This window comes from Candidatus Colwellia aromaticivorans, from assembly GCF_003333305.1.
GTDB lineage: Bacteria > Pseudomonadota > Gammaproteobacteria > Enterobacterales > Alteromonadaceae > Colwellia > Colwellia aromaticivorans.
In genome coordinates, this window is the sequence record NZ_QOLD01000028.1 from 130618 (window position 1) to 143040 (window position 12423).

The following is a 12423-nucleotide window of genomic DNA, read 5'->3' on the forward strand; positions in this document are numbered from 1 at the left end:
AAAACTTCCTTTAAAACCTAATTAAATAACTTTATATAAGCTAAGATAAGGGCGTTTTGGTAAAGTTCAAGTTATTTTTGTTAAATCACCAGACGACCTTGTGACATATTATGACATGATTTTTTGAAATTGCTAGCCTAATCCTGTTGATACTCCGCTATTAATTGTTTCCTTTTGTAACAGTTCAAACTGTGGTCGTTTACCATGCCACACGCTTGCATATGTGCATAACAGATGGTTGAACCAATAAATTTAAAACCGCGCTTTTTCAAATCTTTACTCCACGCATCAGATTCAATACTTGTAGCAGGGTAGTCACTTAACTCGGTATATTCATTAACAATCGTTTTGTTATTAACAAACCCCCACATATAATCGCTAAAGCTACCAAACGCTTGTTGAATTTCAATAAACAGCTTCGCATTATTAATGGCAGCATTAATCTTACCGCGATTTCTAATGATTTCGGAATTCAACATTAACGTTTCAACATTGTCTTGATTGTATTTAGCGACCTTGTGTACATCAAAGTTTTCAAAAGCAGCTTTATATCCTTGTCGACGTTTTAATATGGTATACCAACTTAATCCTGCTTGAGCCGATTCGAGTATTAAAAATTCAAATATTTTTCGGTCATCGTAAACGGGTACTCCCCACTCTTGATCATGGTACTCAACGTAATCAGGTTTAGTGTTATCAAGCCATGGGCAACGGCATTTGTTCTCAGAAATATTCGTCATGTTTTATTACTCAAAATAGAGTTCCTTTTCAGCTCTTTTGTTTTTGTCGTTTGAATTACCCTCAAACTGACTGTTTTTTTAGCAATCAACAAAAATTAATGCCTTTTTCGTTAATAATTCCTTTACAAGTTTATGCCGACACTTTAATATTCGCCTCGTTCTCAAGCAAGCATTGTTTTACAAGCTTATTTGTTAACTTCAGGTGAGATGGCTGAGTGGTCGAAAGCACCGGTCTTGAAAACCGGCAAGGGTTTGTAGCCCTTCTAGAGTTCAAATCTCTATCTCACCGCCACATTCAAAAGGGCTGCACAATGTGCAGCCCTTTCTCGTTTTTACGCTTTCCTAATAAGAATACTATTTTTTAATTCGTAAGTATTAATCATCCTTATTTTTCGAACATAGTCCAGTGTTTGCCTAGTCGTTGTGCGTCCTGCTGCTAGTTTTAACATTTTATTGGTTGGAAACGTGATTAATTCAACAATGGATATGTTAATTAGTTAACTATGATGAGATCCTAATTATAAACATGTATTAAATCAATGAAATGCTTACTGTGATCTAGAGATCACCAAATTGAAACGAACTCTATGAATCACACAGTCTTATTCTTTAATTATACTTTTCAGCGAATCTGACCCCGTGATTATTTGAGGACTAAAATAAGCCGTATAATAGCCGGTGTACAAGCGGTTGCGTCTCGGCCAGTGTGATCGTCAGTGCTGCCAAAAGGAGGTAGCCCAGCAGCCATTCGAGAATAACTAAATACTTAAGGTCGAGGCCTAGGAAACGGCCTGCGACGGTTGTATCCCGATAACCCACTTTGAAAAGAATTACGAAACTAAACCGAAATCCGTTCCAAAGCCTTTCGTTTAAAGAGTTGTGATTGTCAGGAGATTTTGCCGTTTCTCCCTCATCCACAGCTATGATGTGGTTTCCCACATATGCCTTAGGAAAATCAAGCAATCTTAGTCGAAAGGTGAAATCTGGTTTGTTTTCATGAGGCTGCTTTCGAGCTAAAGTTCCGCTACTAGCATAGACAAGGGTGAAGAATATCAATACTGAAAGCGACCACATTAAGACTCTGGACATTTTTGTCCCGTAGCCGCTTGTAAAGCCCCAAAACCACCTTTCTGCATGAGTCCCTAGCCATACTGAAAACTCCTTATTTTCTAGTTCGCTGAGCTCTGATTGTTTCATGTAAAAATACGCCTCATTAGCATCCGAGAGCTGTTGAAGTCGTCGGAAGTTGGTCTCAAGGCGTTTTAGAACACTGGAACGCGGTTCTAGGTTATTTCCTGTTGTCCAATATGACGGTAGGGGTAGAGTTGCAAAAGACAGCCGCAAGTCATTGAATTTAACATAGGAGAAAGTAAATTTCGGTTCTTCATTTTTCTGAGTTTTATCAAATAGAGCATCTGTTAAATTTGCTTCATCTTGGAAGGTAACGTTGTCGAATACGGTGCTACCCATGAAACGTGTTCGATGGAAGGACGCAATATCTTGAAAAGTTACTAAACGAAGGATCGTTTTATTCTCGATCTCTTTTGTCTCAATGTTCTTTACCGTTTTGCACGGAGTTAGTTCACCCGTTGACGTTCCTAGTTTTTCTTCCTCTCGAGCCGTACCAAGCTCCGCTCCAGAAAAATCAATATTCTTCATCACGATGACATCTTCAAACTTAGTGTGCCGGACATGTGCATTGCGAAAGTCTAAGCGGCCAGTAATAACAATTGGGCGTTGCTGGTTGTAAACGTTGAGTACATTTATTTCTGCATCGCGGAACGAAGTGTACTTGGGAAGCTCAACCGCACCCAGATCTAATGTGCCAAAAATGCGAGCGCTTCGGAAATATAAGTTTTTTTTGAAGACAGCTCTTTGGAGCGTTGGAGCAGATTGAAAAAAAGTATTTTTGAAACTGACATCGTCATTGAACTCAGCTGAACGGAAATCGCCTCCTTCGCAAAATGTAGCATCGAGGAAGATTGCTTCTCGTGCAAATTTGGTTTTTGTGAATATTGGCTTCTCGAAAAAGGTATTATTTGTGAAATTCGAATGACTCAAAAAGTTGGCACTGTGAAAATTAATCGCTTTAGTGAATGAACTGTCCTGAAACATCGCAGTATAGTGAAAAGTAGCCCCCCTAAAGTTTACTTCTTTCTCTGCTTGGACTTTTGTAAACTCCAAATCTTCTATAAAGGTTGCTCTAAGAAAGAGTGCATCAAATCGAAAGATACTTTTCGAAAACACCGCTTTTCCATAAAAAGTGGCCTTCTCGAAGGAAATATTTCCGCCAGCAAGCCTTCTCCGACCCAGAGTTAAGCTAAGAAAATGAACATCTTTCTCAAAACTTACACCATAGAAATTCGCACCTTTGTGAAAAGCCGCTTTATCAAATCTCATTTTACCCCGAAACTTGGAGTTACTAAAATTAGCACGACCGAGGAATACAGCATCTTTAAACGTTCCGCCCTCAATAAAGATAGCACCTGAAAAGGATATTCCACTGATGGCTGAATTTCCACGGTCTACGTCCTTGCTTGAAAAGGTGACTCTGTGAAAATTCGTTCTCCCATTAATGGTCGTTCCTTCAAAACTTGGGGGGTGAACGAAGATTACATCTTTGGCCCAAATACCGTATTTAGTGTTTACTCGAAGGAGTTTCGATGCTTGAATTTCAGAGCCTTTGATCGAAATCAGATTGTTAACCAGATAAAACTGTTTGGTATTCTGCGAGTTCATCTTTTCGCTCCAATCCGCAAGATTTCCCGGTGGGATAATTTGTGATGCTCGCTTCATAGAAATTCTGTCAGCCTTGGTGTCAAGATCAAGGCCATTCAAGATAATAGAGTTTTCGATGCGGATAGCGTGATTTGTTTCTCTAATGGCGGTTGCGATGTCGTGACCATCTATGACAAAATTTTTGATAGGCTTGTTGTCTTCGAGAAGCGAGAAGAAGGCTTCTTTGTCGAGCGTACCATTAGCTCCTCTCTTCAATTGCTCTTGGGCCAAGCTATTTGGAACAAGCATCATCATACAGCAAAGGAAAAACAGCACTTTTTCCACACTATCTCTCACACAACGAATTTTCGTATGCTTGGCCATATTTTCTCCACAATAATCAGGGACAAACGATCTAAGTATAGAAGAGAATTTACGAACTGGACAAACAATATGCTCAGTCCGCGTTGGCCGAATTGACTCACATTAAATGTAACCCTAGCTGTTTCAAGGTCAGTCCTAAAAACTATCGTTGACTCATAATTAATGTAACCGAACTTTACGGGGCTATCGTTGAGTTTAGGAACTTACCCTGAACTGTCGGCTTCGGACTCACACCGAATCTGCTCGACCTTTACCACTAAGAAGTTACTCTTGATAAAGCGCTCGCGATCTGCCGGGGTAAGGCTTCGGCTGGTGGAGGTTTATTAATGGTGTAAGCCGTTATTTCACAGGTAACGCACTTCCTAATATCAAGTGAATGCTAACTGTTTTTATTGAGTTGTAAGCGTGTTGTTTATTATGAAAAAATGGGTTAACCATTCTGATGTTGACGCTAGAGTTTACTTCACTAGCAGCTGACCGAAATTAAAAATTTGAAACGAAGTAATTAATACAGGTAAACCCCCGGCTTTGCCGAGGAGACTCACATAGGTTCTACCTATACTGCGGTAGATATAGGTATCCTTTAATCTCGACCAAGAGAAAGAAGGAAAACCTATGCGAGACTATAAAAGTTTGTCTCATACACTATGGGATTGTAAATACCATATTGTATTTATACCTAAAAAAAGACGTAAAATGATATTTGGTTCAATCAGAAAATATTTAGGCGAAGTGTTCCATGATTTGGCTCGGCAAAAAGGTGTCATTATTGAGGAAGGACACTTAATGCCTGATCATGTTCATATGTGCTTGAGTATTCCACCAAAATATTCTGTTTCAAATGTTGTCGGTTACTTAAAAGGGAAAAGTGCTATTTCGATAGCTAGAAATTTCAAAGGAAAACAAAAGAATTTTTCTGGAGAAGCATTTTGGGCTAGAGGTTATTTTGTCTCGACAGTAGGGCTAGATGAAAATATGGTAAGAGAATATATTCACAATCAGGAAAAAAATGATGTTGACCGTGATCAGCTAAAGTTTGGTATATAGCGCCTTGGGCGCTTACTTTAGCCCTTTTAGGGCGTCACATAATAAGCCTCCGGCTCTGCCGGAGGTCATTTAACTTTATTAATTACTTATTGTTGAAATAGATAAGCAACAGCGTCTAATAACCCAAGTTACTGTTTAGCAGTGACATAAGTATGTGTTTTTAAGGTAATATGAGATAAGCGATCTTTACTTTCAAATCGCTCTCTAAATTACCGGCAAAACATTCCCAATGTTTGACAGAAAATTAATAAGGCTTGATAGCAAAGGGGGCAAGTGTTCTCAATACCCAGTTTGCTAATTTCTTGTTCCGACAAGTGTGGTTGAGGTTCGCTATTCTCTTTACTCACTAGCGCTTGATAAATTTGCTCAAGACCATAACCAGAGAGTAACTGCTCGTATGAAGCTCTTTCTTTAATGGTATTTAAATAATGTAATACCGTGATTTCTTGTTCGCCGACAGGGGCAAAACCTACATGACTACCTTCACCACCAAAACAGTGCCTTTGGATCACACCGAATATAGACAAAGGTACTAAAGTTAGCCACACCGCGTCCGGTACCCGGACCACACACCGAGATAGGCTTGTTAGCAACCATTTTTCTACCACCAGTTTTTATTTTCTGTTCATCGCTAAACAGGCATTGATAGTAAAACCATCATATAGTTACGCACCTTTTTACTGATTTATCGGAACATAATAAGAGTTTAGCTTGTTGCTGTTGTAATTTTTGGTTGATTTAATAAATCAATCATTGAAACAAAGTGCGTTGTCAACTTAACTAATTAATAAAGAAATGTGTTAGAATAATGCGGTAAATGTTAATCGCTTTTAATAATGATTTGTCACTGTTTATATTCAAATATTCTGCATATATATCCATAAAATGATTGACTCAGAACCATTTTACGGGTAATTTTGCCGACCGCTTAGGTTGATGATTTTCATTAATGACACACCGCCTATAAAAGCTCTTTAGAAGTTTGGCGTTCGATGTACAAGAAATTCGAAATAATATTCTGAAGGATCAGTTACATACGCTTTAAGCATATAAACAATATAGCTTAATTAGCGTCGAAAATATATGACTTAATTAGCACGTAAAAATTAGCTAATAGAAATAGTTTGATGAAATAGGAATTAGCAATGAATGATATGAGCAAAAAATCCCAAGGCCTTTATCGCGCCGAGTTTGAACATGACAGTTGTGGCATTGGTTTTGTCGCCAACTTAAAGGGTAAAAAATCTCACGATATTATTGAAAATGCACTCACCATGTTGAGCTGTATGGAACATCGTGGTGGTACTGGTTTTGACGTCAAAAGTGGTGACGGCGCCGGTATTCTTATTCAAATCCCCCACGATTTTTTAAGCCAAGAAGTTGCTACATTAGGGTTTAACTTACCCAAAGCTGGAAATTACGGCGTCGGAATGATTTTCTTCCCACGTGATAAAGAACAAAGTGAAGCGTGCAGAGACATATTAAACGAAAATATTACTGAACTAGGTTTAACCTTGTTAGGTTATCGTGATGTCCCAGGTGATAACTCAATGTTAGGTGCGGCTTCATTTGAAAGTGAACCGAATATTGAACAGGTTTTTATTGCTAAACCAGAAGAATTAACTGCACAAGCGTTTGAGCGTAAATTATTTGTTTTACGTAAATATACCTCACATAAAATTAATGCTAGTGGTATTACTGAACGTGACGAGTTTTATGTTACTTCAATGTCATCAACCAAGATTGTCTACAAAGGGCAATTTACCACTGAGCAAGTTCGTCAATATTATCTTGATCTGCAAGACGAACGTACTATCTCTGGTATGGCGATGTTTCATTCTCGTTTCTCAACGAATACTTTCCCCGCTTGGCGTCGTGCTCAGCCGTTTCGTTATATCGCCCATAATGGTGAAATCAACACCGTACGCGGTAACATTAATTGGATGAATGCACGTGAAGCATTGTTTAGTTCCGTTAATTTTAGCGATGCTGAATTGAACATGTTAACACCGATCTGTAATAACGATAACTCTGATTCTGCCAACCTTGATATGGCTATTGAGTTATTGGTGCTAAGTGGACGTTCGCTAGCCCAAGTTATGATGATGATGGTGCCTGAAGCATGGCAAACGCAAATTGATATGGATGCAACTAGACATGCATTTTATGAGTATTATGCGTGTATTATGGAGCCGTGGGATGGCCCAGCTTCATTATCGTTTACCGATGGAAATGTCATCGGCGCGACACTTGATCGCAACGGTCTACGTCCTTCTCGTTACTTGTTAACTGAAGATGGCACCTTGGTGATGGGCTCTGAAACAGGCACTTTGCGTATTGATCCGTCAACCGTTGTTGAAAAAGGTCGTTTACAGCCGGGCAAAATATTTATTGCTGACTTACAGCAAGGTCGCATTATTAGTGATGATGAGGTAAAACAACAAGTTAGCTCAGCACAACCTTATAGTAAGTGGTTGGCAGACAATAAAATTGAGTTGGATCAGCTACCTGTACCAACGGCTTCTATTGCACAGCCACCATTAAGGGAATTGCGAAAAATACAAAAAGCCTTTGGTTATACTAGCGAAGATCTTAACTTAGTGCTTGCAGGCATGGTTGGCACATCTAAAGAGCCGTTAGGCGCTATGGGTACAGATACGCCTTTGGCTGTATTATCTCATCGACCACAACAATTATCCCATTATTTTAAGCAGTTGTTTGCGCAAGTAACTAACCCACCAATCGATCCTATTCGTGAAGAGTTGGTTATGTCATTACGCGGTTATATCGGTAGGTCACTTAACGTACTTGATGAAACAGCAGCGCATTGTCATAAAGTTGAAATCGACCAACCTGTGTTAACAAACGAGCAACTTCGTAAGTTACAACATATTGATAACGATCATCTGCAATCAAAAACCATTAGCATTACCTTTAAAGCGAGCGGTGGACCGGGCGCACTTAAAAAGGCGCTTGACCGTATCTGTTTGTACGCAAAAAATGCCGTTGAAGATGATTATGAAATATTGATTTTAAGTGATCGTGAAGTTGACAGTGACCATGTAGCTATTCCATCAGTATTAGCAACAGCGGCTGTTCACCATTATTTAATTCGTGAAAAATTACGTTCTCACGCTGATATTATTCTTGAATCTGCTGATATTCGCGAAACCCACCATTTTGCTACGGTTATTGGTTATGGCGCAGCGGCGGTAAACCCATACTTAGCACTAGAAAGTATGTATGGTTTACGTGATGAAGGCGTACTTGATACCAACTTATCAAATACGCAAATAGTTAATAAGTACACGAGTGCAGTAGGTAGCGGTTTATTGAAAACCTTCTCGAAAATGGGTATTTCAACATTACAGTCTTATTTAGGCGCGCAAGTTTTTGAAGCGCTAGGTATTAACTCTGACGTTATCGACCAGTACTTTACGGGTACCGTTAGTCGAATCGAAGGCTTAAGCCTAGATCAAATCGCTCAAGAAGCGCTTTTACGCCATCGTGAAGGCTTCCCTGAAGCTAACCGTATCGCTATTGAAAATTTATTGCCAACAGGCGGTGAATACTCATGGCGTCATGATGGCGAACGTCATATATTTAGCCCAACTGTTATTCGTTTATTACAGCATTCAACAGCAAGTAACGATACTAATCAATTTAAGCAATACGCGAAAACAGTTGATGATCAGAGTAAAGATGCCTTTACCCTGCGTGGTTTACTCGAATTTAGCGGCGATCGTTCTTCAATCCCATTGAGTGAAGTTGAACCGATTGAAAACATTTTCAAACGTTTTGCTTCGGGTGCCATGTCATTTGGCTCAATTTCGTGGGAAGCACACACCACATTAGCGATTGCCATGAACCGTATTGGCGGTAAGAGCAATAGCGGTGAGGGCGGTGAAGATCCTATTCGTTATACGCCGTTGGAAAATGGCGACTCGATGAACTCGCGCATCAAGCAAGTTGCTTCAGGTCGTTTTGGCGTTACCAGTCATTACTTGACCAATGCTGACGAATTACAAATAAAAATGGCACAGGGTGCAAAACCGGGCGAGGGTGGTCAGTTACCTGGTGATAAAGTTGATGCTTGGATTGGTAAAACGCGTGGCTCAACGCCAGGTGTTGGTTTGATTTCTCCACCGCCACATCATGATATTTATTCTATTGAAGATTTATCACAGCTTATTTTTGATCTTAAAAATGCTAACCGTGATGCACGCGTTAACGTTAAGTTAGTGTCAGAAGCGGGTGTAGGTACTATTGCATCAGGCGTTTGTAAAGCTTACGCTGATGTGGTACTTATTGCTGGTCACGATGGCGGCACCGGTGCTTCACCATTGAGCTCAATTAAACACACTGGCTTACCATGGGAACTTGGTTTGGCTGAAACCCATCAAACCTTGGTACGTAATCATTTGCGTAGCCGTATTACCGTACAAACTGATGGACAACTTAAAACACCACGCGATTTAGCGATTGCAACGTTACTTGGTGCAGAAGAATATGGTATGGCAACTACTGCGCTAGTCGTTGAAGGTTGTATTATGATGCGTAAGTGTCATTTAAATACTTGCCCAGTTGGTATAGCATCACAAGATAAAGATTTACGCGATCGTTTTACTGGTCGTGCTGATATTTTAGTTAACTTCTTTACCATGATGGCGGAAGGTTTACGTGAAATCATGGCTGAGCTTGGCTTTAGAAGTATTCAGGAAATGGTTGGTCAGACTCAATGTCTTAAGCAACTTAAAAACGTTGACCATTGGAAATACAAAGGTGTCGATTTAACACCGTTATTGCACAAAGAAGAGTGCCATGAGAACGAAACGCTTCATCAATCAATTAGTCAAAAACATCTGATCCACGATATTATCGATCGCAAGATGATCATAGATGCGAAAGCTGCGCTTGATTCTCAGCAAAGTGTTTCACTTGAATATGATGTTATCAATACCGATAGAACTATTGGTGCGATGATTTCTAATGAAATATCTAAGAAATATCAAGCTGAAGGATTACCAGAAAATACTATCAAGGTTAAGTTTAACGGCTCTGCCGGTCAAAGTTTTGGTTGTTTCTCAGCCAAAGGCCTGCATTTTGAACTTGAAGGTGATGCAAATGATTACTTTGGTAAAGGCTTGTCTGGCGCAAATCTTGTGGTATACCCAAGTAAGCTGGCTAAGTTCTCAGCAAGCGAAAACATTCTAATTGGTAACGTTGCCTTCTTTGGTGCAACTTCAGGTACTGCCTTTATACGTGGTATTGCTGGCGAACGTTTCTGTGTACGTAACTCAGGTGCTACAGCCGTTGTTGAAGGGGTTGGTGATCACGGTTGTGAATACATGACAGGTGGTAAAGCCGTTATATTAGGCGCAACGGGTCGTAACTTTGCTGCTGGTATGTCGGGTGGTGTTGCGTACGTACTTGATAAGAACAGTGACTTTGCTTCTAAATGCAACATGGAAATGGTTTCACTGGAAACTGTTGATACCGATGCAGAAAGTCTTGAATTAAAAGCCTTAATTACTGAACATTTTGAAGCAACAGGCTCAGACGTTGCTAGTGATTTACTAAAAGATTGGGACAACAGCGTTAAGCGCTTTGTTAAAGTAATGCCAGTAGATTACAAGAGAATGCAAGGTTACATGAATGACGTGCGCAGTAGTGGAGAATTTGAGTCGGAGTATGACATTGCCGTGAAAGCCTTCGATATCCATTTAAACAACATAGCTAGCGCAAAAGCTTAAGCTGACAAGGAGAATATATTATGGGAAATCCAACAGGATTTATCAACGTAGGTCGTGCCTTGCCAACTGAACGCAAAGCAGATGAACGTTTAATTGACTGGCTTGAAGTATATGAAGAAATACCACTAAAAGATGTAGAGAAACAAGCTTCTCGTTGTATGGACTGTGGCGTACCATTTTGTCAGTCGGCAAAATCAGAGTTTGCGCCTGCAGTTGCTGGTTGTCCGGTTAACAATGTTATTCCTGAATGGAATGACTTGATTTACCGAGGCCGCTGGAAAGACGCAATAGAATTATTGCATAAAACCAATAACTTCCCTGAATTTACGGGTCGAGTATGTCCAGCACCTTGTGAAGGGGCTTGTGTACTCGGTATTAATGCAGATCCTGTCGCCATTAAGCTTCATGAAAAAGAAATTATTGATCATGCCTTTAAAAAAGGTTGGGTAGTAGCTCAACCACCATCAGCACGTACAGGTAAAAACGTTGCTGTTATTGGCTCTGGTCCTGCTGGCCTTGCTGCCGCTGCACAGCTTAATAAAGCGGGCCATATGGTTACTGTATATGAACGCGCCGATCGTATTGGTGGTTTGTTAATGTACGGTATTCCAAACATGAAGTTGCAAAAGGAACTGGTACAACGTCGCGTTGATATTTTAGCGGAAGAAGGCATTGTATTTGTTACTAATACCGAAGTGGGTAAAGACGTTAGTGTAGAACAGCTTGAAAGCGACTTTGATGCGGTAGTGCTATGTATTGGCGCAACAGTGCCACGTGACTTACCTGTTGAAGGCCGTGAACTTAACGGTGTTCATTTTGCCATGGACTTCTTGAAAGCAAATACTAAAAGCTTGCTCGACAGTGAACATAAAGATGGCCAATTCATCAATGCCCAAGGCAAAAATGTTGTGGTTATTGGGGGTGGTGATACCGGTACCGATTGTATTGGTACTTCATTACGTCATCAGTGTTCAAGTGCTATTCAACTAGAAATCATGCCACGTCCGCCAGAAAAACGTGAAGAAGCTAGCAACCCTTGGCCACAATGGCCAAAACGTTTGTTGGTTGATTACGGTCAAAAAGAAGCGATTGCGACTCAAGGACAAGATCCTCGTCAATACTTAGTAATGACTAAGAAAATTGAAAGTGACGACCAAGGTAATGTTAAAGCAGTTCATACTGTTGATATTACTTGGGAACATAACGAGAAAGGACAAATGTTCCCACAAGAAGTTGCTGGAAGTGAAAAAGTTATTCCAGCCGATATCGTCCTTATCGCAATGGGCTTTATGGGCCCTGAAGGTGGCTTAGTTGAACAGTTTGGTCTTGAGCAAGACAATCGTTCTAACATAGCTGCAGAATACGATAAGTTTGCTACCAGCAAACAAGGTGTGTTTGCTGCGGGTGATGGTCGCCGTGGTCAAAGCTTGATTGTTTGGGCTATTGATGAAGGTCGTCGTTGTGCGCGTGAAGTAGACAGTTATCTAATGGGTCAAAGCTATTTGCCTTAAGTAATTGCTACAACAGCTTTAATACTTAAAGCCAGTTACACTTAAAAAGCCCCTGTGTATTAATTACACAGGGGCTTTTTTATAGTTGGCGCTTCAGGTGATGATTTTAAATATAATGTGAACGTCTAGCCAAATGCACATATCCTAAGTTAAACATTAACCCTAGACTTGCTCCAACTAATAAAAGGAGCAATGTATGAGTCGTAAAACTTCCGGTGAGTGGAAAAATCTTGTAAAGCAACAAATCACTAGCGGTCTATCAGTACCTAA

At 40.1% G+C, this 12423-nt stretch carries 6 protein-coding genes and 1 tRNA gene; 4 read left to right on the top strand and 3 right to left on the bottom strand.

From position 1 onward, the window contains the following. Positions 1-137: 137 nt before the first annotated feature. Positions 138-731, bottom strand: a complete 594-nt coding sequence (locus DWA31_RS04890; RefSeq protein WP_210725547.1) for a DNA-3-methyladenine glycosylase I — start codon at positions 729-731, stop codon at positions 138-140. A gap of 210 nt (positions 732-941) precedes the next feature. On the opposite strand from DWA31_RS04890, the gene DWA31_RS04895 reads away from it, so the two are divergent. Further along, positions 942-1032 (top strand) — tRNA-Ser (locus DWA31_RS04895). A gap of 362 nt (positions 1033-1394) precedes the next feature. On the opposite strand, the gene DWA31_RS04900 is transcribed toward DWA31_RS04895, so the two are convergent. Continuing rightward, on the bottom strand, positions 1395-3842 hold the full coding sequence (locus DWA31_RS04900; RefSeq protein ID WP_114325531.1) for a pentapeptide repeat-containing protein: 2448 nt from the start codon (positions 3840-3842) through the stop codon (positions 1395-1397). A 615-nt stretch (positions 3843-4457) separates the two neighbouring features. Here DWA31_RS04900 and tnpA point away from each other — a divergent pair. Further along, the gene (tnpA, locus tag DWA31_RS04905) at positions 4458-4889 is read left to right on the top strand and encodes an IS200/IS605 family transposase (protein ID WP_114325532.1); all 432 of its coding nucleotides are present in this window, start codon (positions 4458-4460) and stop codon (positions 4887-4889) included. Positions 4890-5098: 209 nt separating this feature from the next. On the opposite strand, the gene DWA31_RS04910 is transcribed toward tnpA, so the two are convergent. Continuing rightward, positions 5099-5437, bottom strand: a complete 339-nt coding sequence (locus DWA31_RS04910) for a glucokinase (RefSeq protein WP_168427285.1) — start codon at positions 5435-5437, stop codon at positions 5099-5101. 597 nt (positions 5438-6034) lie between these two features. Between DWA31_RS04910 and gltB the strand changes: the two genes are divergently transcribed. Then, positions 6035-10642: a glutamate synthase large subunit gene (gltB, locus tag DWA31_RS04915; protein WP_114325534.1), complete on the top strand. Its 4608-nt coding sequence runs from the start codon at positions 6035-6037 to the stop codon at positions 10640-10642. A 20-nt stretch (positions 10643-10662) separates the two neighbouring features. Then, positions 10663-12153, top strand: coding sequence for a glutamate synthase subunit beta (locus DWA31_RS04920; protein ID WP_114325535.1), 1491 nt, complete (start codon positions 10663-10665; stop codon positions 12151-12153). Positions 12154-12423: the final 270 nt, after the last annotated feature.

Coding starts and splice junctions, on each gene's coding strand:
- DWA31_RS04900 (WP_114325531.1), bottom strand. CDS start 3,842: ATGGCCAAGCATACGAAAATTCGTTGTGTGAGAGATAGTGTGGAAAAA.
- tnpA (WP_114325532.1), top strand. CDS start 4,458: ATGCGAGACTATAAAAGTTTGTCTCATACACTATGGGATTGTAAATAC.
- gltB (WP_114325534.1), top strand. CDS start 6,035: ATGAATGATATGAGCAAAAAATCCCAAGGCCTTTATCGCGCCGAGTTT.
- DWA31_RS04920 (WP_114325535.1), top strand. CDS start 10,663: ATGGGAAATCCAACAGGATTTATCAACGTAGGTCGTGCCTTGCCAACT.